This is a genomic window from Anaerolineales bacterium, from assembly GCA_016928575.1.
Classification (GTDB): Bacteria; Chloroflexota; Anaerolineae; order Anaerolineales; family RBG-16-64-43; genus JAFGKK01.
In genome coordinates, this window is record JAFGKK010000092.1 from 1 (window position 1) to 19,803 (window position 19,803).

The window sequence follows — 19,803 nt, forward strand, 5'->3', positions numbered from 1 at the left end:
GGGGGTGTTCGTAGCGGGCATCCAGCCATGGAAACCCTGGATTCCCGCTAAACCCACCCCCGGCGAAGAACGCGCCGAGGGCCGACGCGGGAATGACGGACTACCTCCGGCTGGGAATTTTTCACAAATACCATTGATTTACTTTATCGACAGACACTTTTTCCATGAGATCCAAGCTCAAGGCAAATAATTAAGCGGATTGACCAGCCCAAGCTCCTCACTCCGCATCTCGAAATGCAGGTGCGGTCCGGTGGAATTCCCGGTGCTGCCGCCCAGACCGATCACTTCTCCCCGATAGACGTCGAAGCCGCAGCCGGCATAGACGACGCTCAGGTGGGCGTAGACCGTCTGCCAGCCGTTCCCGTGATCGACCACGATCAGATTGCCGTACCCCCACGTGCTCCAACCGGAAAACACCACCACGCCGGAATCAGAGGCGTAAACGTTGTCGCCGGTTTGCAGGGATATGTCGATGGCGTGGTGCCATTCGCAATACGGGTTCCCGCGCGAGGTGTCCCGTCCGTCGGTCGGCCAGACGAAATACCCGCTGCCTTGGGCGCTGCTGAGGTAGGGGCCCTGGCAGGCTCCGGGCCCGCCCCAAGCCCAGCGCATCTGGTCGGTGCGGCGAAGAATTGGGATCTGCCATTGGACGAATTCGCGGGAGCCGCCGGGGATGATCAGCCAAGTCCCGGCCGGGATTTTGGGATTTTTCGGGTCGACATCGGCGTCGAGATGGTTTCCAGGCCAGGAGATGATGTCCACCATATTCGCCTTGAACCGTTCGGCGACGGCATCCAGCTGGTTTCCATCCTGCCATTGGTAATACACCCCGTCCACCGGCAGGATGAAGAGTTCCATGCCCGGCGTCAACAGGTCCGGGTTGTCCTTCAGCGTGTTCTGGTTCGACCAGAATATCGTTTCCGGCTTTATGTTGAATTTTTGGGCGATCCCGAACAGCGTATCGCCGGAGGCGACGGTATAGACGACCACGTCCGAACGCGGATGGTCGGGAAGGTAGGTGGTGAAGTTGATCGCCCGCGATACGTACCCCGCGGGACCGCCGGAGGAGGATTCCGGAAGCAGCGCCGTTTCACGGAAGGCGGGAGTCGGCGACTGCTTCTGGAGGGTGGGATTGATTTCGATCCGGGCCGGCAAAAGCTCGAGGAGCGACGACCGCGCCAGCCAGGCGCCGAGAGCGACGATCAGCAGGATCAGCATGTGGCCCGCGTAGCGCATGGCCACCGCGCGCAGCCCGGAATGGGTGATCGAATCCCAAATCGAGGCCGCGAGCGAAGGCTCCGGATCCTCGGATTTCCTCGGGGGGAACGGCCAGGACGGTTTTGCGGATCTCATGGAAATTACGACATTGTATGATAGGCCCGGCGGAATCCGGCGTCAAGCCCGCGTAAGAGAATGGTGGGGATCATGGAGGGGGCAGCAACCCCCATGGGTTTTGCCCAACGCCATTGAACCGCATCTCGTAATGCAGGTGCGGTCCGGTGGAATTGCCGGTGGTCCCGCCGTACCCCACCAGCGATCCGGCCCAAACCTGCTGGCCGCATTGCACGGCGGGATAATCCAAGTGGGCGTAGAACGTATGCCACTGGTTGAGGTGGTCGACGATCACCAGGTATCCGTACCCGCGGTCACTCCACCCGGTGAAGACGATCACGCCGGCTTGCGAGGCGTAGATCGGCTGGCCGATGTATACGTAAATGTCGATTCCGGGGTGCGCCGGGCCGAAATCGTATCCGGAGAGGTTGTGGTTGGCGGTTGGCCAGATCCAGTCTCCGGTGCCCGGCGTGCCGTTGTATTTTCCGGCGCAGGTCCCAGGCCCCAGGCTGTAGGTCCGGCTGGTCCCCCCGGTGGAGACCGGCGCCACTTCCCAGGAGAAGGGGCGCCATCCGCCGGGGATGATCACCCAGGTTCCCGGCCGGACGACCGGATCGAGCGGATTAAGCTCGTTGCCCGGCCAATCCACGATGGCTTCGACCTCGACATGGAATTGCGCGGAAACGGATTCGAGCGTGTCCTTCTCCTTCCATTTGTAGAAGGCGCCGTCGACGGGGAGGATGTAGAGGGTCTGCCCGGGTTTGAGGAAGTTGGGATCGTCCTTAAGCGTGTCGGTGTTCCCGAACATGATGGTCTGCCACTGCAGGCCGAACTTGGAGGCGATGGTCGAGAGGTTGTCGCCCCGCTGGACGACGTATTCCGTCACCCAGGCGGATCCGCGCTCCGGGATGTCCGTGTGCGGATCGACGGTGCGGTAGAGGGTGAAGGCGGCCGAAGATCCCGGGACGGACGGCAGCTCGGCTCCGGGATCCACCACCGCGGTCGGGGTCCCGGGGGCGGCGACGGAGGTCTCGCCCGGCAGGCCGGACGGTCTGGCGTGGAACGCGTTCCAGGCCCAGAAACCAACCGCGGAAACCAACACCAACGCGGCAAAACTGCCGGCCCAAAAACGCCAATTGCGGTAGGAAGGGACTTCTTCTTCCGGCTGCAAAGCGGGAACAGAATTCGCCATCAGACGTTGTCCTTGCCCAAGTTTTCCAGAAACTCCATGTTGTCGCTGCTCTGCTGCAGGCGCTGGAGGATCGCCTCGGTGGCGGTGGTGATGTCCATCCCGGCTCCTCCGGGAGGCGGGGTGACCATCTGGGCGACCATCCGGCGCATCAGCCAGACCCGCGGCGTGATGTCCGGGCCGAGCAGGAGTTCTTCGCGGCGGGTGGAGGAGCGTTCGATGTCGAAGGCCGGGAAGATCCGCCGTTCCTGCAGTTTGCGCGAAAGCAAGAGTTCCATGTTGCCCGTGCCCTTAAACTCCTCGTATATCACGTCGTCGAGCCGCGACCCGGTATCGACCAGGCAGGTGGCGATGATGGTCAGCGAGCCGCCGCCTTCGATGTTCCGAGCCGCGCCGAAGAAGCGTTTGGGGGGATACAGCGCCGCCGGATCCAAACCGCCGGAGAGGGTGCGGCCCGAGGGCGTGACAACCAGATTATACGCCCGTCCGAGGCGGGTGATCGAATCCAGCAGAATGACGACATGATGGCCGATTTCCACCAGCCGTTTGGCCCGTTCGAGGGCGATTTCGGCCACCCGGACGTGCGAGGTTACCGGCTCGTCGAAGGTCGAGGCGATCACTTCGGCGTCGACCGACCGGTCCATGTCGGTCACTTCCTCGGGGCGCTCGCCGATCAGCGCCACCATCAGGTGCACGTCCGGATATTTTATCGAGATGGCGTTGGCGATCTGCTTGAGCACGGTGGTCTTGCCGGCTTTGGGCGGCGAGACGATCAGCCCGCGCTGGCCGCGTCCAATCGGGGCGACGAGGTTGAGCAGGCGGGTGGTCAGTTCATGCGGATCGGTTTCCAGGTCGAAGCGCTGGTCGGGGAAGATCGGCACCAGGTCTTCGAAAATCGGGCGTTGCTTGGCGGCTTCGGGATCCAGCCCGTTAATCGCCTCCACCCGCAGCAGGCCGTAATACTTCTCGGTCTCCTTCGGCGCCCGCACCTGTCCAATCACCATGTCGCCGGTGCGCAGGCTGAAGCGCCGAATCTGCGACTGGGAGACGTAGATGTCGTTCTGGCCGGGAAGGTAGTGGTCCGCCCGGAGAAATCCGATTCCTTCGTCGACGATCTCCAGGATGCCGCCGCGCAGTTCCAGCCCCTGGCGCTCGGCGTTGGCTTGCAGCAACCGCAGGATGAGGTCTTCCTTCTTCATCCGGGCGGCGCCGGGAATTTCAAATTCCTTGGCCATCCGGCGCATATCGACGAGGGAGGTTTTTTCAAGTTCGGAGATGTTCATCGATCGGTCTCATTTCTTGATGTGAAGGATGGGCGGACGTTGCGGACGGATACCCGGATCCGGTTATGGTCATCGAAGAAGGGGGAAGGGTTAGGCGCTCAAAGGTGTTCCGGAATAGGATTCTTCGGTTCGCGGACGGCACCCGGGATTCGGGTGGGGATGGTTAAATCCACCACACTGGGCAGTTGGTCGGCAGGAAACGTGGTGACCCACGGGGGACTCGAACCCTCAACCAACTGATTAAGAGTCAGCTGCTCTACCGATTGAGCTAGTGGGCCAATTTGCTGTCATTCTACCGGACCTGCTCGGCTTCAGCAGGCGGCTTCGCGGTGAAAATGCATCTCAATCTTACCCGAATCATGTGAAGTGTCAAGCCCCGGAAAACCCGCGCCGCGAGCATCCTCCGCACCAACCGTCCCGTCCACCGGCAAGTCCGGCGCACCTTGCCGCCTAAATAAGATGCGGGTCCAGACGGCGGACGGCATGCGCGGCGGGAGATCGGGGAAAAGCCTGCTTCGCCTATTCCATATGGAAAGGTGAACGCAACTGTTCAGTCAGTGGTCGTCATGCCGGCGCCCGCCCTCGGTGCGTTCTTGGCCGGGGGCGGTTTTTTTCGGCGTCCATTGAACTTCCAAAAATCACTGAATCCCGGCTTCGAACCCCGTTTCCCCCGCTCCCCGCGTCCACTGTCGCCAGGCGATGGAAGCGGGTGTTGGCAGGGAGAGTCGAGAACAGGGAAAGCTTGTCCTCGGGCGGAGCGGCGCCACAGCGGATGCGTGAGTGCGGAGGGCGTTCTCGAAGAATCACATCCCAAGTCCGGACTGAGTAGACAAAACCGGAACGGATTATGCGCCTGTGCATACGAGTGGACTGATTCGGACAGCTGAAAAAAATGTTGGAAACGAAAGCGGAGGGTGGAAAATCGCTCTGCGGGTCTAGGTTTTTTCGGCAGATGAAAAAACCATACAACGGCGCGCCGCGCCTCAGACAACCGGATTCGGGCTTTGATGACCGTCCGCTCCGGCAACTGGCATGGTTTGTGTACCCTACGGCGAATGCCGGGAAGGATCCGTTTGGCTGCGGGGCGACTCCATGAGGCGCCGGCCGGTTTACGGGCATCCTTCACGGTCAGGCGCAAACCAAGCCGGGAAGGAGCGGGAAATGAAAATCGGAAAGACAAGCATCGGAGCGCTGACGGTTCTGGTTGTCCTCGCGGCATGCAACCTGAACGCAGAGCGCGAGCAGACCTCGATTCCGTGGGAGACTTTCGCCGCGCCCTCCGCCGCCGTCACACTGCCGTCCGGCGGGATGACCGCCCCCAGCGCGACGGCGCCGGCCGCAACGGCGACTGCAACCTCCACTCCGACCGCCGATCCGCTGGCCGTGCCCCGCTTGGAGAATGGATCTCCGATCGACATCCTGCGTGTGGAAATGATCGACGCCCAAAACGGATGGGGAATCGGCGGACCGCTGCACAGCGGCAACGCCGCCCACGTTTTCCGGACTTACGACGGCGGATCCACTTGGATTGAAGTCACCCCGCCTGAAACCGCGGAATCCGCGGGCGCCGTTTCCTCGATGGCGGCGATCGGATTCTTTGCGGATATGCAAACGGGTTGGGTGATCTATCATGCCTTGATTCCCTCCAGCGTTCCGGACCGGGTCTTGGTTTGGAGGACAGCCGACGGAGGCCGCACCTGGCAGCCCAGCGAGCCTCTCGGCACAACCGGTCTGACCGAGACCTTCTCCGTCTCACACATTTTTTTCTCCGGAACGCAGTCCGGATGGGTTCTGGCGCACGTCGGCGCCGGGATGAACCACGATTACGTGGCGCTGTACCGCTCGACGGACGGGGGGGCGCGCTGGACTCGGGTGATCGATCCGGGAATCGATGGGGGAATCCAAAGCTGTTCAAAGACCGGGATGGGATTTGCCGACGGCGCGAACGGATGGCTGACCGGCGACTGCCATGGCGTGCGGCCGGGCGCTTTCCTCTTTCAGACTACCGACGCCGGAGCCCATTGGTCGCCGGTGTATCTGCCCGCGCCGCACGATCCCGCGGATTTGTATACGGCGGACCGGTTCGCGTGTTCCGTGCGCGCGCCATTCGTCCTCGGACAAACAGCCTTCGTGGGGGTGGAATGCGCGGATATGGCAAATCCCGAGGACCCGAACGCGGCTTTCCTGTACGACGTATCCCTGGGAGGAATTTCGAATTTCCGCGCGTATCCCGGGGGAGACCTGTTCACCCTGGATGGAATTCGGATTTGGGCGCTCGGAGCGGACATCCACCGCTCGGAGGACGGAGGGCAAAGCTGGGGGAAGATTTCCTCGGTGACCTGGACCGGCCAGTTCGATTTCGTGTCCGATACGACGGGATGGGCGGCGGTCCAAAAGGGGGGTGAATACGGGCTGGTGCATACGAGCGACGGCGGCGCCTTCTGGATCCAGCTGGAGCCTGTCGTGGCCGCCGGTTCATAGAGGGCGGCGCGGGCGGATTTTCGCGGGGATTTTGGTAAACCGGGGCGGCAGGTTGGGCGTATAATCTCCTCGGCATGGCCCCTGCGGAAATCCTCCTGCTCGTCATTCTCTCGGTAGTCTCCCTCCTCCTGATCCACGGCCGGGTGCGGCCGGATCTGACCGCCATGATCACCCTGGCGGTCCTCGGGCTGTCCGGCTTGGTCACGCCGGCGGAAGCGTTCAGCGGATTCGCCAGCTCGGCGGTCATGACGATTCTGGCGATCTCGGTCGTCTCGGAAGGCTTGCATCAATCCGGGGTAACAAAGTTCCTCAGCCGGCAGATGTCGCGTCTGGGCCGGGGCAACGAGCCGCGGCTGGTGTTCATCGCCGTGATCTCCTCGGCCTTGCTTTCGCTGTTCATGAACAACATCGCCGCGGCCGGCGTGCTCATGCCGGCGGTCATCGCCCTCTCCCGCCGGACGCGGATCCCGCCGTCGAAACTCTTGATGCCGATGGCCTTCGGAACCATCCTCGGCGGCATGGCCACCCTGCTGACCACGTCCAACATCATCGTCTCCGACGCATTGCGCCTGGCGGGCCACCGGCCGTTCGGCCTGTTGGATTTCCTGCCGATCGGAGTTTTGGTAGTCGGCGGCGGGGCCTTGTACCTCACCGGTCCGGGCCGGCGGTTCCTGCCGGTGCGCTACCCGGCCGGTCAGGAGGCTCGCACGGAACGGCTGCGCGCGGAATTGACCGGCTTGTACGGGTTGCGCCAGAACCTCGTCGAACTCATGGTGCTGGAAGGATCCTGCCTGTCGGGAATCAACATCAAGGAAGGAGATTGGGCCCGCCGGTTCGGCGTCAATATCCTGGGCATTTCCCGCGGCGGCCAAATCCGTTTCGGGCCGCGCGTGGAGGAGGTCGTGCGCGAGGGGGATGTGCTGCTGGTCCAGGGGGAAGTCGTCCCTTCCGAGATGGAATCGTGCGGATTGAAGATCCTCCCCGGGGTGAAGGAATCGCAGGAAGTGGCCGACGAGAACACCGTCCTGGGCGAGGTTGTGCTTTCCCCCCGGGCGACCATGGCGGGAAAAACCTTGAAAGAAATCCATTTCCGGGATAAATACCGCTTGAATGTCCTGGCCATTTGGCGCGAGAGCAAACCGCTGCGCGAAGGCTTGGCCGACATCCCTCTGCGGTTCGGGGATGCGCTGCTGGTCCAGGGGCGTCCATTGCGGATACGATTGCTGCGCGATGACCGGGATTTTATCCTTCTCGAGGAAGATCCGGATTCCGTCCTGCAACCGCGAAAGGCCGGACGCGCGGCGGCCATCCTGCTGATGGTGCTGGGGATTGCCGCATTCGGCTGGCTGCCTGTGGCGGAAATCAGCCTGGTGGGCGCGATATTGATGATCCTGGCGGGATGCCTGACCATGGACGACGCCTACCGCTCCATCGAGTGGAAGGCGATCTTTCTCATCGCCGGGATGTGGCCGTTGGGGATCGCAATTCGTTCATCCGGGTTGGCCGACACCATCGCCCCTCTCATCGGAGGCGCGTCGCAATATGGTTCCACCGTCCTCGCTCTCGCGCTGATCATGGTGGGATTGGTTTTGACCCAGCTGTTGGGCAGCCAAGTGGCGTCGATCGTGCTGACGCCGGTCGGCCTGACCATAGCGGCTTCGGTCGGCGCCGAGCCGCGGGCGATCGGCATGGCGATCGCCCTGAGCTGTTCGCTGGCGTTCCTGACCCCCCTCGGGCATCCGGTGAATATGCTGGTGATGGGTTCAGGGGGCTATTCCTTCCGGGACTACCTGAAAGTAGGAGGGCCGTTGACGCTCCTGACCCTGTTGATCATCATCCTCGGATTAAAAGTTTTTTGGGGATTGTAAACGTGGCCCCGTTCGAATTCCGGATAACGGCCCGCGAGGGAAGGGCCCGTTGCGGAATCCTGCAGACTCCGCACGGGGAGGTCCGCACCCCGGTGTTCATGCCGGTCGGGACTCAAGCGACCGTGAAGGCGCTCACCCCGGACCAACTGCAGGCGGCCGGGGCAACCCTCGTGCTGGCGAATACGTACCATCTGCATCTGCGGCCCGGCGACGCGGCGATCGCCGGGTTGGGCGGATTGCATGCTTTCATGAGCTGGCCGGGACCGATCCTTACGGATTCCGGCGGCTTCCAGGTTTTTTCCATGCGTTCGATCCGCAAAGTGGATGAGAACGGTGTGACCTTTAAATCCCATCTCGACGGGTCATTGCACCGTCTAACGCCGGAATCAGCGGTGGCCATCCAGGAAAACCTGGGTGCGGACATCATCATGCCTTTGGATGAGTGTGCGGCTCCTCAGGACCCCGGCTACAGCCGGGAGGCGATGCGCCGCACCCACGCCTGGGCCGAACGTTCGGCGCGGGCGCGCCGCCGTTCCGATCAGGCGCTGTTCGGAATAGTCCAAGGGGGCGTGTTCCGGGACCTGCGCGAAGAGTCGGCGCGGTTCATCTCAAACCTCGGCCTGCCGGGCGTCGCCGTCGGCGGGTTGTCGGTGGGCGAAAGCAAGGCCGAGATGCACGCGGTGCTCGAGTGGATGGACCGCGGACTGCCGGAGGACCGCCCGCGCTACCTGATGGGGGTCGGCCATCCGGCCGACCTGGTGGAAGCGACGGCCCGCGGGATGGATATGTTTGACTGCGTCCTTCCCACGCGCTTGGCGCGGCACCACGCGGCGATTCTGCGCCGCGGACGGTTGAACCTGCTGGGCGCGGCCTTCGCCCGGGATCCGCGCCCGCTGGACCCCGCTTGCCCATGCTATACTTGCAAAAATTTTTCCCGGGCATACCTGCGGCACCTGATCCAAGCCAAGGAAATGCTTGGGGCGACTCTGCTTTCGATCCACAACCTCTCGGTCGTGTTCTCGCTCACGGCGGAGATTCGGGAAGCCATCCACGCCGGAAGGTTCTCCTCGCTGCTGCGGGAATTCCGGACGGCCCCCCCCGCGACCGGCGGTATCCCATGAATCGGACCGGAAGACTCCTTTTGTTCGGCTTCGCTCTCCTGGTCGGCGCTGCGGCCCCCAAACCGCCGGCCGCGATCCGCATCCTGGATTCCGACGTCGATGTGGACTATCCTGCGGAATTCACCTTCTCGATTGAAGCCGAAAGCGATGTGACGATCCAAACTGTGGAATTGGAATTCGGACTGATCGGGCGCGATTGCACGCCCGACGTCAACATCATGACCCCGGAAGATTTCGAGCCGTCCGGCCGAATCGATGCCGCATGGACATGGGAAACAACCTCCCTGGGCGTTCTGCCGCCGGGAATGCGGATCTGGTGGCGCTGGCGACTGGTCGACGCGGCTGGCGGCGAAGTCCGGACCGAGAAGGATTGGATGGTATGGATCGACGACGTCCATGACTGGAAGGTGCTGCAATCGGGGAACATTCTTCTGTATTGGTACCGCGGGACCGAAGCCTACAACCGGGAATTCCTCCAAGCGGCTGAAGCCGCACGGGATTTGCTGCGCAAGGATGTCGGGACGTGGCCGGACCTGGATATTCGAGTTTACCTCTATGGATCCAATCGGGACTTAAAAGAAGCCCTCGAAGGCGAACCGGAGTGGATCGGCGGATTGTCGTTCGATGCCAACCAACGCACGATCATGATCGGGATCGATCCGGGAAATGAAGCCTGGGGGAAGGCCACCATCTCCCATGAATTGGCGCATACTGCGGTCGACAGCATCATGGGGGGGTGCTGGGCCTCGATCCCGCTCTGGCTGAACGAGGGCATCGCCATGTACGCGGAAGGGGAGCAGGAAGCGGTCTACGGCGAGGCGCTGGTCGACGCGATCTATTACGACCGCCTGTTTTCCCTGCGTTCGATCAGCGATGAATATCAGATGGTCGAAGGAGATCCGATTCTGACCTACGCCGAGTCCTATTCGGTGGTTTCGTTCATGATCGGGGAATACGGTCAGGAGGAGATCCGGCGCCTGCTGCAAACGCTCGGCCGGGGATACTCTTACGATTATTCGCTGATCGATGCGCTGGGGGTGGATATGGACGGCCTGGAGGAAGCCTGGCGGAAAGCCATCGGAGCGGATCCGATGCAGAAGTCATCCGCCGCGGCCCCGACCCTTGCCATGCCGGAAAGCACGTTGCCGCCTTCCATCTTGTCGCTGGCGGAATCCACGCCGATGCCGACCCCCACGGCGCCGGCGGCCGTTGCGGCTGACGCCGAGACGGAGGATCCTACCAGAACGGTTTTTTCGGAATTCTGGATGGCGGTCTGCCTGTTGATGGGGATCTGCCTGACGGGGCTCGGGTCCGCCGTTGTCCTGATTGCTTGCGTGCGGGGTGCGCGTTCCGCCGCCGATCCAAGGCGCCGGGCATGAAACCGGAACGGAATCCCGGAAGAATTCTCCGCCATGCGGCCGCCGTTCTGCTTGCGGTCTCCGGCGCGGGATGCGCGGGTGGCTTCACAAATCCTCCGCCCGCGACGATGCCCTCGGACGTCCCCGCACCGACGCCGGCTTCGTTTTCCGCACGAATCTACCTCGAGGAGATCGGAAAAGACGCTTCTGAATTCGCTTCCCGCTACTTTTCCCCGGAGGGCGATTTTTCCCTTGCCGTGCCGGTCGAATGGCAATACAACCAAAACCCGGATTCCGGCCGGGAAGTGGACAGCGTTTCCGAAATTCGCGGGGGACCGGCGGTGGCGGCGTTCTATTTGCTGAAAAAGCTTGGAAAGGAAAAGGACCTTCGGCAATCGATGAGGTCGTTTTCCGAGCTTGACTGGATGGCCGCCCGCCGGATCACCGTCGCGGAAGAGGGGGCTTTTCCGGCAGCCGAGGGAACGGATGGATGGCGGCTATCCGGAACCCTGATCGCCGACAGCGCCCACGGCCTGCGGGAAGCGGTCGAACTGATCGCTTTCCTGCGCGGCGAAAACGTGTATGTCCTGGCGGCCTATCCGGACCGGGCCCGTTCTCCGGACGCCTTCACCGTGGAATTCCTGAAAGCTGCGGAATCCATCCGATTCGAGGAACGGCGAACCGAGGACGTGGCAAAGGAAAACGCCCTCCAGCTTCTCCTGGAGGAACCGGCCACGCTGGATCCCGCCCTGACTCAGGAAGGCCCGGGCGGCGCCGTCGGCGATCTCTTCAGCGGATTGGTGGCGCTCGACACGTCGCTGAACATCCGTCCGGAGCTGGCGGAACGCTGGGATGTCACGCCCGACGGCAGGACCTACACCTTTCACCTGCGGGAGAGGGCGAGATTCCACAACGGACGCCCCGTGACGGCGGACGACGTCTTGTACAGCTGGCTGCGGGCGGCCAGTCCCGGATTGCGTTCGACGACGGCCGTTCGGTATCTGGGCGACATCGCCGGACTCCGCGAATATCGGGCCGGAACCGCCGATTCGATTCCCGGCATCCGCATCGTCGACCCGCAAACGCTGCAAGTGACCCTCAACGCTCCGGTTCCTTTTTTTCTGGAAAAGCTGGCCTATCCGACGTCATGGATCGTGGACCGCTACAACGTGCGGCTGCCGAATTGGGAGTTCAATCCCAACGGCACCGGCCCTTTTCGGATGGCGCAACGGGTGCATCAGCGAAGCGTCCTCCTGGAAACCAACGGCAATTACTACGGCGCTCCTTCGAAACTGCGCTACATAATTTACTGGATCACCGCCTCATCGGCGGAAAGCCTGTTCCGCAGCGGAAAGATCGACCGGATGACTGTCCCCTCCGAAATGCTGCCGGCCGTCGGCAATCCGCACGACGAAATGTTCGGGGCGGTTTCGGTTGAGCGGAATTTGTGCACGAAATTCATCCGCTTCAACACCGAGATTGCCCCGTTCGACGATCCTTTGGTCCGTCAAGCGTTCTCCCTGTCGATCGACCGCGAAGTGTATGCCGAGGTGACCGCCGAGGAGGGGGATCTGCCCGGATCCGGCATTCTTCCTCCGGGGATGCGGGGCTATTCGGCGGACTACGCCTGGCCCGTGTACGATCCGGACCAAGCCAGGGCCCTGCTGGCCCGATCCCGGTACTACGACGGAACGGATCCGTATCCGGAGATCCGGTTCGTTCTTCCAAGCTGGGGGGGCGAATTCGAGCATTCCATGGAGTTCTTGGTAGACTCCTGGGAAAACGCCCTGGGGATAGACATCCGGGTGGAAGGACTGGCGGAGGAGGAGTACCGCAAGTGGCTGGGGGGGGACCCGGACATGCAGATGATCCTCTCCCGTCATTGCGCGGCCTACCCCGATCCAGACAGTTTTTACGGCTTTCTGTTCCACGGAAGCCAGGCCGATTTGTCCTGCGGCTACCGGAACGATTCCCTGGATGCCTTGCTGGATTCCGCGGCGGTGGAAACGGATTGGTTCCGGCGGACGGACCTGTACCATCAGGCGGACCGGATTCTCTATGACGATGCCCCGATACTGATTCTCGCCTACGCCGGACCGACCTACGCCGTTTGGAAGACGCGGGTCATGGGGTACGTCCCCGTGCCGATCACCGTAGCCCAACATCACCGGCTTTGGATCCTTTCGGATTGATGAGGCTTAACCGCTCGGCCTGCTCCGAATGCCCAAGAAGGCGAACTGGCGTAGCCCCGTTCGGAGGAATCGCCGCCGCGGTCATGGTCGGCGGATTGCTTTGCGGCTGCCGGTCCGCCCAGGGTGGGGAGGATTCCGTCTTGAGGATCGCCGTTGAACCGGATCTCGAACCGATTGCCGCGGTTCTGGTGGAGGAGTTCAACCGGGCCAACGGGCAGGGGGTTCTCTTGTCGACGGCCATTTTGGATTACCCTGCAATCCAAACGGCGCTGGAGAGCGGACAGGCGGCGGGTGTTTTGGATTGGGAAGAGCCGCCGCCGGATGATTGGTCGGCGCGCGTCGGATGGGTCGGAATCCGTTTCGCTGTCCATCCGGAGAATCCCGTCGGGGATCTCTCGTCCCTGCAGGCCCGGGGGATCTACCTCGGACGGATCGACGCCTGGGAGGAGATCGGCGGGATCGCGGGAAAAATCCATGCACTGGCGTTCGATCCGCAGGCGGGGTGGGGAGCGGCTTTCGGGATGGCGGTGTTGACGGGCAGCCGTCTGGCGCCCGGCGCGCAAATCGTCCCGACCCTGGAGGCAATGGCCGCGGAGGTCGCGGCGGATCCATCGGCAATCGGCTATTTGCCGGGGTTTTATCGCTCGATAGGAATCAGGTTTGTGACGGTTGGCGGGGTTGCCGCAGGGTATGCGCAGGTGCTTTCCGGCGGGTATCCCTTCCGCCTTCCCTTGTACCTGACGGCGGAGTCGGAATCCAGCCGGGAAATACTCGAGTTCGCGGGCTGGATGCAATCTCCGGCCGGCCAAGCTGTGTTAATGCAAACACAATCATGGGAGTAGATCCATGGAAACCCTAAGCTCCTCGGACAGAATTCGGATGGTCCTGGCGGGAGAGAAGCCGGACCGGATCCCGGTGGCCCTGTGGCGTCATTTTCCCGTTGACGACCAAGATCCCCGCGCGCTGGCGGAATCGTCGATTGCATTCCAGGAGGAGTTCGGCCTGGACCTGATTAAAGTGACGCCGGCGTCCTCCTTCTGCCTGAAGGATTGGGGAGTGCAGGATGTGTGGGAAGGCAACACCGAGGGGACGAGGACGTATACCCGGGATGTCGTCCAAAAACCGGGCGATTGGAAGCGGCTGAAAATCCTGGATCCGGTCAAAGGGGCGCTGGGAAATCAGTTGGCTTGCTTGAAGGAAATCGTCCGCCGCAAGGGTGGAACCGTTCCGGTTCTGCAAACGGTGTTCAACCCGCTGGCGCAGGCCAAGCACCTGTGCGGGCCGGACCGGCTGAAGGAGCATTTAATCCGCTATCCCGACGCGCTCCGGGAGGGCTTGGACATCATCGCCCGGTCGACGGTGTTGTTCGTGGAAGCCAGCTTGGAAACGGGGATCGACGGTGTCTTCTTTGCCGTCCAGCACGCCAACGCCGCCTTTCCCGGAGAAGAGGAATACCGCCGCTGGGCGGTGAAGGACGATCAGACCATTCTGCGCGCCGCCCGCAGCGCCTGGTTGAACGTCCTGCACCTGCACGGGCTGAAGGTGTATTTTTCCCTCGCCCAGGAATACCCCGTCCAGGTGGTCAACTGGCACGACCGGGAATCCGGACCGTCGTTGGAAAACGGATATCAGAAATCGCGGAAGACGGTTTGCGGCGGCTGGCGGCAATGGGAAACGATGGCGCTGGGAAACGAAAAGAAGATCGACTCCGAGGCCCAGGATGCAATCCGGCAGATGAAGGGCAGGCGCCTTATTTTGGGAACCGGCTGCGTGACGCCGATCATCGCTCCCCGCACCTGCCTGAAAGCGGCCGCGAAACATCGGAAGGGATAGCCGCCGCGCGGAAGGATGATCCTGACGGGGGGGGGCATCGCCGAGCGCCGGGGCGCGGAAGCGCTGAGAGGCAAAGCAAAAGGTGCGGAAGGCTGTGCTTATTCGTTTTTTCCCCAGATAATCTCCTCAATCCTGCGGCGGGTTCGGCGCGCGGCCGAACGGGCGCGCGCGAACCAGCGGTCCGACCACGGCAGACGGCGGCCTTTCCTGCGGACGGAGGAAACCCACTTCGCCACGACCGAGCCCCACGTGAGTCCGGCGCCGAAAGCGACCATGACGATGTTGTCGCCGGGCCGGAGTTGTCCGGCCGACACGGCTTCGCAGAGGGCGATGGGGATGGACGCCGCGGAGGTATTGCCGAAGCGGTCGATGTTCATCACGAACCGGTCCATCGGCAGGTTCAACTCCTTGGCGGAGGACTCGATGATCCGGCGGTTGGCCTGGTGGGGGATGATCAGGCGGATGTCCTCCAAGGCCAGCCCGGCTTTGGCGACTACTTCGCGGATGGAGGATGCGATCACGCGGGTGGCGAACCGGTAAACGCCCCGGCCGTTCATCACGATCGCGTGCTTGTTGTCTTCGAGGGTTTCCAGCGAAGCCGGCATGCGGCTTCCGCCGGCCGGAACCATCAGCAAGTCGCCCCCGGAGCCGTCGGAGCCGAGCGAGAAGGAGAGGACGCCCCCGGGTTTTTCACCGGCCTGCAGGACGACCGCCCCGGCGCCGTCGCCGAACAGCACGCAGGTGGACCGGTCGTTCCAGTCGATCATGCGGGACAGGGTTTCCGAACCGATGACCAGCGCGGTGGAATAGACGCCGCCGACGATCATCTGCGACGCCACCGCCAGCGCGTAGGGGAAGCCGGAGCAGGCCGCCGAGAGGTCGAAGGCCGCGGCGTTGCTGGCGCCCAACTGGTCCTGGACGACGCAGGCGGTGGAGGGAAACAAGTACTCGGGAAGGCTGGTGGCGACGATGATCAGATCGATGCGGCGCGCGGGAACACCGGCGATGTTGAGCGCCTGAATTGCGGCGTCCGCCGCCAGCGTGGCGGTGGATTCCCGCGGCCCGGCGATGTGCCGTTCGCGGATCCCGGTCATGGTTTGGATCCATTCGTCGCTGGTGTCGACCATCCTCGTCAGGTCGTCGTTGGTCAGAACTTGAGGCGGGACGCTCATGCCCCAGCCCACGATGTGTGCGTAGCGAGCCATGCTTCCTCTTAGGCGGCGGTTTCCGGCAAGCGGGTGAATACCAAGGCGGCATTATGGCCGCCGAACCCGAACGAGTTCGACATCGCCGTGCGGAGAGGCTTCCTCCTGAGGCGAAGCGGGGTGTAATCCAGATCGCATTCCGGATCCGGCGAATCCAGGTTGATCGTCGGCGGAACAATCCCGTCCCGGAGTGCCAGGACGGTGAACACGGCTTCAATGCCGCCCGCCGCTCCGAGCAGGTGGCCGGTCATGGATTTTGTGGAGGAAATGGCGACGGAATGCGCCGCGGCGCCGAACACGCTTTTGATCGCGCGGGTTTCGGATTTGTCGTTCAGCGGGGTGGAAGTCCCGTGGGCGTTGATGTAATCCACCGCGGAAGGAGTCAATCCGGCTTGCCCGAGCGCCAGCCGCATGCACCCGGCGGCTCCAGATCCGTCCTCCAGCGGGGCGGAGATGTGATGGGCGTCGTTGGTCGTCCCGTAGCCGGCGAGTTCCGCCAGCAGGGGCGCTCCGCGCGCGCGGGCGAAATCGAGTTCCTCGAGGATGAGAATTCCCGCGCCCTCGCCGATGATGAATCCGTCGCGGTCCCGGTCGAACGGACGGGAGGCCGCCGCCGGCGCATCGTTGCGCTCCGAGAGCGTGCCCATCACGCTGAAGCCGGCGACGGCGATGGGGATGACGGCCGCCTCCGCACCGCCGGCGATCATCACGTCGGCCGCGCCGCGGCGGATGACCTCCGCCGCCTCGCCGATAGCATTGGCGGCGCTGGCGCAGGCGGAGGCGATGCTCAGGTTTGGGCCCCGCGCCCCGATGTGAATCGCCGCCAGCCCCGCGGCGTTGTCGGACAGCATCATCGGCACCAGGAACGGGCTGACGCGGTTCGGACCGCTGCGCCGCAGGGTTTCGCCTTCGCTGTCGAGCGTCCGCATCCCGCCGGTCGCACTGCTGATGAACACTCCCGTCCGTTCGGGAGCGGGGAGGGGCACGGGCAAGGCGGCGTTCCGGACGGCTTCGGTCACCGCCGCCATCGCGAATTGCGCGTAGCGGTCCGCGCGGCGCGCTTCCTTGCGCCCGAGGATGGCCGCCGGATCGAATCCCTTGACTTCGGCCGCGATCCTGGTCTTAAAGGAAGACGGATCAAATGCGGTGATGGCGTCCACGCCGGAACGGCCGGCGCATATTCCCTCCCAGGCTCTGTCGATGTTGTTTCCCACCGGGCAAATAATTCCCAGCCCGGTCACCATAACTCGTCTTTTCACGTTCCCTCTCCAAGCCGCGATTTTACTGCTTTAACACCGCCCGCGGAAGATCGATGCCGGATTCTTGGCCGGAAATTTGCGGGAGGCATCCGGATGGTTTATACTACATCGCGGCGGAGTGAACGAGTGGGAGGGCGTCTGTATGAAGCCGAATTTTTCAATCGTCATCCCGGTATTTAACGAGGAAGAAAGCCTTCCCGAATTCCACCGTCGGCTGGTTCGGATGAGCGAAGGCGCCGGGGGGAATTGGGAATTTCTCTACGTCAACGACGGCAGCACCGATGCCTCCACCGATCTGCTGAAAAGCTTCGCTAAGAAGGATCCGCGGGTTTGGGTGGTCGACTTCGCCAGAAATTTCGGCCACCAGATTGCGGTCACAGCCGGGCTGGACTCCGCCGCGGGGCGGGCGGTGATCGTGATCGACGCCGACCTGCAGGATCCTCCGGAAGTGATCCCGGAGTTGATCGCCAAGTGGCGGGAAGGCTACGAGGTGGTGTACGCCGTTCGTTCGGAGCGGGAAGGGGAAACCTGGATAAAGGAAACCACGGCGAAAATCTTTTACCGGCTGATCTTCCGGATCACCGACATCCAAATTCCGCTCGACACCGGCGACTTCCGGTTGTTGGACCATAAAGTGGTCGCCGTCATGCGCCGGATGCGGGAACGGCACCGCTTTTTGCGGGGGATGGCGTCGTGGGTGGGCTTCCGGCAAATCGGCGTCCCCTACAAGCGCCATGCCCGTTTTGCGGGGAAGACCAAATACCCGTTCAACAAGATGGTGCGTCTGGCGCTGAATGCGATCACGTCGTTTTCCTATTTCCCGCTCCAACTCGCAAGCTACCTGGGCTTCCTCTGCGCGGTCGCCGCGGCGGCGGCGATTCCGCTCGTTGTCGTGCTGCGCCTCACCGGATCGGCCGCCTTCTTCGGACAAGCAACCACGCTGATCTCGGTGCTGTTCCTGGGCGGCGTGCAATTGATTTGCGTGGGAATCCTCGGGGAATACATCGGGCGGATCTATGACGAGGCGAAGGGCCGGCCGTTGTATGTCACCCGCGACGACCTCGATGGCAGGGCTTCCGCAAAGCAGAAGAAGTAGTCCGGAACCCCAATGGCCTCCTCATTCCCCAACCGCCGGACGCCGTTTTACAATCCCAAGGCCCAGACAACATGGGCCTTTCCGGCCGTGTGTCTGGCGGCCTTTCTCCTCCGGCTGGTCAACCTCGGCCGGCAGGGTTTGTGGTTCGACGAGGCCTACACCGCATTCGTCGTCCGGCGGCCTCCGGCAGAGATGGTGCAGTTCCTGATCACCGACGGAGTCCACCCGCCGTTGTATTACGTGCTGATGGCGGCGTGGGTCCGGCTCTTCGGCGATTCGGAAGTGAGTCTGAGGCTGCCCTCCGCGATCGGCGGAGGCGTTGCGGTGTGGATCCTTTACCTTTTGGTCCGGCGGATGACCGGGGAGCGGGAGGCGCTGGTGTCGGCCGCGTTCCTCGGGGCGTCGCCCTTTCTGATCTGGCATTCCATGGACGCGCGCATGTATTCGCTGGAGTGCCTGGCGGCGGTGGCGGCGGCGTTTTTCTTCTGGGAATACCTGCATCGGCCGGCAGCCGGCGCTTTCCTCGGGTTTATCTTCTCGCATGCGCTTTTGTACGGGACGCATTATTTCGGCGTGTTCCTGCTGTTGGCCGAGGCTTTTTTCCTGATCCTGGGTTGGCGGGACCATCTGCGTGTGTGGATTCCGTTTCTCGCCGGGCAGGCCGCGGCCCTGGCTCCGCTGGCGGTCTGGGGCGGCATCCTCCTGCAAAGGGAGAACGGATCGTTTGGAATCGGATGGATTTCCAAGCCGGGCTGGATGGATCCGGTCCTGACGATGGTGAATTTTTTTGCGGCGAACGGCGGGCAGTGGAATCTCGCCGCCGTCACGGTGGGGCTCGCCTTGCTCCTGCTGTTTACCGCGGCGGCGAGGAGCGCCGCGCATACGGAGGCGGTCCGCTTCGGGTTTTTCTGGCTTGGAATTCCGGTCCTGATGGCTTGGGTCCTCTCCCAGAAGATTCCGATTTACATCGACCGGTACCTGATCCTCTCGCTTCCCGCCGCCGCCTTCCTGGCGTCGGTCGGAGCGGGGTCCCTGCGGGGATGGAAGCGTTGGTTTTTTCCGACTCTCTTGGTGGGAGCCATGATTCCGGGCGTTCTCGGGATCCATGGGCCGGCGGAAGGATACCGGAAAGAGGGTTGGCGCGAGGCGGCGCAATCCATCCGTTCGCAGTTCCAGTCCGGCGACGTCCTTCTGGTCCGCCTGTTTCAAGTGGCGGTTCCATTGCAGTATTACCAGGTTTTGGACCGGAATTGGTATGTCCTGGAGACCAATTCTCACGTGACCTTGCCTGAAATCGAACCGGGAGCGGGCAGGTTTTTTTTGGTGTATTGGTTTCCGGCGCAGTCGGCGCACAGCTTCGGCACGGAAATTCCGGCCTGGGCGGAGGACCACGATCCGCGCGTGGCGGCGTGGATGGAAGAGAGCTTCATCTTGCTGTCGAAGGAAAACGATTACCGCGGAGTGGTCGTCTTGGTGATGAAACCGGCAAAGGGATGACCGCCGGGGCCCGGCGGCCGGATGGTGCGGCGCCCCGGATTCGGATACAATGGAAACAGATGGAATTCGCGATAGGCAAAGGGGGAGCC

The 19,803-nt window shown here is 62.8% G+C and carries 15 protein-coding genes and 1 tRNA gene; 10 read left to right on the top strand and 6 right to left on the bottom strand.

The window, feature by feature from the left end; all coding sequences use genetic code 11:
* The coding region (locus tag JW929_11700; GenBank protein ID MBN1440064.1) for a hypothetical protein at positions 1-190 on the top strand (190 nt) is incomplete at its 5' end.
* On the opposite strand, the gene JW929_11705 is transcribed toward JW929_11700, so the two are convergent.
* From JW929_11705 to JW929_11720, 4 genes are all read right to left on the bottom strand, one after another.
* Positions 178-1,353: a peptidoglycan DD-metalloendopeptidase family protein gene (locus tag JW929_11705; protein MBN1440065.1), complete on the bottom strand. Its 1,176-nt coding sequence runs from the start codon at positions 1,351-1,353 to the stop codon at positions 178-180. The genes JW929_11700 and JW929_11705 overlap by 13 nt on opposite strands.
* Before the next feature lie 70 nt (positions 1,354-1,423).
* On the bottom strand, positions 1,424-2,524 hold the full coding sequence (locus JW929_11710) for a peptidoglycan DD-metalloendopeptidase family protein (GenBank protein MBN1440066.1): 1,101 nt from the start codon (positions 2,522-2,524) through the stop codon (positions 1,424-1,426).
* Entirely contained in the window at positions 2,524-3,804 is a 1,281-nt protein-coding gene (gene rho / locus JW929_11715; GenBank protein MBN1440067.1) for a transcription termination factor Rho, read from the bottom strand. The genes JW929_11710 and rho overlap by 1 nt, the downstream gene beginning before the upstream one ends.
* 202 nt (positions 3,805-4,006) lie before the next feature.
* A tRNA-Lys gene (locus tag JW929_11720) sits at positions 4,007-4,082 on the bottom strand.
* 883 nt (positions 4,083-4,965) lie between these two features.
* Between JW929_11720 and JW929_11725 the strand changes: the two genes are divergently transcribed.
* The 7 genes from JW929_11725 (at position 4,966) to JW929_11755 (ending at position 14,657) form a co-directional block, all read left to right on the top strand.
* A complete protein-coding gene (locus JW929_11725; protein ID MBN1440068.1) occupies positions 4,966-6,285 on the top strand; it encodes a hypothetical protein in 1,320 nt (439 codons plus the stop codon).
* 74 nt (positions 6,286-6,359) lie between these two features.
* Entirely contained in the window at positions 6,360-8,153 is a 1,794-nt protein-coding gene (locus JW929_11730; protein MBN1440069.1) for an SLC13 family permease, read from the top strand.
* 2 nt (positions 8,154-8,155) lie between these two features.
* Positions 8,156-9,274 carry a tRNA guanosine(34) transglycosylase Tgt gene (gene tgt, locus JW929_11735; GenBank protein ID MBN1440070.1) on the top strand — a complete coding sequence of 373 codons (1,119 nt, stop codon included), beginning with the start codon at positions 8,156-8,158 and terminating at the stop codon, positions 9,272-9,274.
* Positions 9,271-10,653 (top strand): hypothetical protein, encoded by a 1,383-nt coding sequence (locus JW929_11740; GenBank protein MBN1440071.1) that lies wholly within the window; start codon positions 9,271-9,273, stop codon positions 10,651-10,653. The genes tgt and JW929_11740 overlap by 4 nt, the downstream gene beginning before the upstream one ends.
* On the top strand, positions 10,650-12,824 hold the full coding sequence (locus JW929_11745) for a peptide ABC transporter substrate-binding protein (protein MBN1440072.1): 2,175 nt from the start codon (positions 10,650-10,652) through the stop codon (positions 12,822-12,824). The genes JW929_11740 and JW929_11745 overlap by 4 nt, the downstream gene beginning before the upstream one ends.
* A gap of 140 nt (positions 12,825-12,964) precedes the next feature.
* On the top strand, positions 12,965-13,666 hold the full coding sequence (locus tag JW929_11750; protein ID MBN1440073.1) for a hypothetical protein: 702 nt from the start codon (positions 12,965-12,967) through the stop codon (positions 13,664-13,666).
* 4 nt (positions 13,667-13,670) lie between these two features.
* Entirely contained in the window at positions 13,671-14,657 is a 987-nt protein-coding gene (locus tag JW929_11755; GenBank protein MBN1440074.1) for a hypothetical protein, read from the top strand.
* A 98-nt stretch (positions 14,658-14,755) separates the two neighbouring features.
* On the opposite strand, the gene JW929_11760 is transcribed toward JW929_11755, so the two are convergent.
* Positions 14,756-15,862 (bottom strand): ketoacyl-ACP synthase III, encoded by a 1,107-nt coding sequence (locus JW929_11760; GenBank protein ID MBN1440075.1) that lies wholly within the window; start codon positions 15,860-15,862, stop codon positions 14,756-14,758.
* Positions 15,863-15,870: 8 nt separating this feature from the next.
* The gene (gene fabF, locus JW929_11765; GenBank protein MBN1440076.1) at positions 15,871-17,106 is read right to left on the bottom strand and encodes a beta-ketoacyl-ACP synthase II; all 1,236 of its coding nucleotides are present in this window, start codon (positions 17,104-17,106) and stop codon (positions 15,871-15,873) included.
* A gap of 157 nt (positions 17,107-17,263) precedes the next feature.
* On the opposite strand from fabF, the gene JW929_11770 reads away from it, so the two are divergent.
* Together JW929_11770 and JW929_11775 are read left to right on the top strand one after the other, a co-directional pair.
* Positions 17,264-18,217 carry a glycosyltransferase family 2 protein gene (locus JW929_11770; protein ID MBN1440077.1) on the top strand — a complete coding sequence of 318 codons (954 nt, stop codon included), beginning with the start codon at positions 17,264-17,266 and terminating at the stop codon, positions 18,215-18,217.
* Positions 18,218-18,229: 12 nt separating this feature from the next.
* On the top strand, positions 18,230-19,714 hold the full coding sequence (locus JW929_11775) for a glycosyltransferase family 39 protein (protein MBN1440078.1): 1,485 nt from the start codon (positions 18,230-18,232) through the stop codon (positions 19,712-19,714).
* Positions 19,715-19,803 lie beyond the last annotated feature (89 nt).

What these genes read in the sequence shown, in the direction of transcription:
- JW929_11770 (MBN1440077.1), top strand. Translation starts at nt 17,264, where the DNA reads ATGAAGCCGAATTTTTCAATCGTCATCCCGGTATTTAACGAGGAAGAA.
- JW929_11745 (MBN1440072.1), top strand. Translation starts at nt 10,650, where the DNA reads ATGAAACCGGAACGGAATCCCGGAAGAATTCTCCGCCATGCGGCCGCC.
- JW929_11710 (MBN1440066.1), bottom strand. Translation starts at nt 2,524, where the DNA reads ATGGCGAATTCTGTTCCCGCTTTGCAGCCGGAAGAAGAAGTCCCTTCC.
- JW929_11740 (MBN1440071.1), top strand. Translation starts at nt 9,271, where the DNA reads ATGAATCGGACCGGAAGACTCCTTTTGTTCGGCTTCGCTCTCCTGGTC.
- rho (MBN1440067.1), bottom strand. Translation starts at nt 3,804, where the DNA reads ATGAACATCTCCGAACTTGAAAAAACCTCCCTCGTCGATATGCGCCGG.
- JW929_11760 (MBN1440075.1), bottom strand. Translation starts at nt 15,862, where the DNA reads ATGGCTCGCTACGCACACATCGTGGGCTGGGGCATGAGCGTCCCGCCT.
- JW929_11775 (MBN1440078.1), top strand. Translation starts at nt 18,230, where the DNA reads ATGGCCTCCTCATTCCCCAACCGCCGGACGCCGTTTTACAATCCCAAG.
- JW929_11730 (MBN1440069.1), top strand. Translation starts at nt 6,360, where the DNA reads ATGGCCCCTGCGGAAATCCTCCTGCTCGTCATTCTCTCGGTAGTCTCC.
- fabF (MBN1440076.1), bottom strand. Translation starts at nt 17,106, where the DNA reads ATGGTGACCGGGCTGGGAATTATTTGCCCGGTGGGAAACAACATCGAC.
- JW929_11755 (MBN1440074.1), top strand. Translation starts at nt 13,671, where the DNA reads ATGGAAACCCTAAGCTCCTCGGACAGAATTCGGATGGTCCTGGCGGGA.
- JW929_11705 (MBN1440065.1), bottom strand. Translation starts at nt 1,353, where the DNA reads ATGAGATCCGCAAAACCGTCCTGGCCGTTCCCCCCGAGGAAATCCGAG.
- JW929_11725 (MBN1440068.1), top strand. Translation starts at nt 4,966, where the DNA reads ATGAAAATCGGAAAGACAAGCATCGGAGCGCTGACGGTTCTGGTTGTC.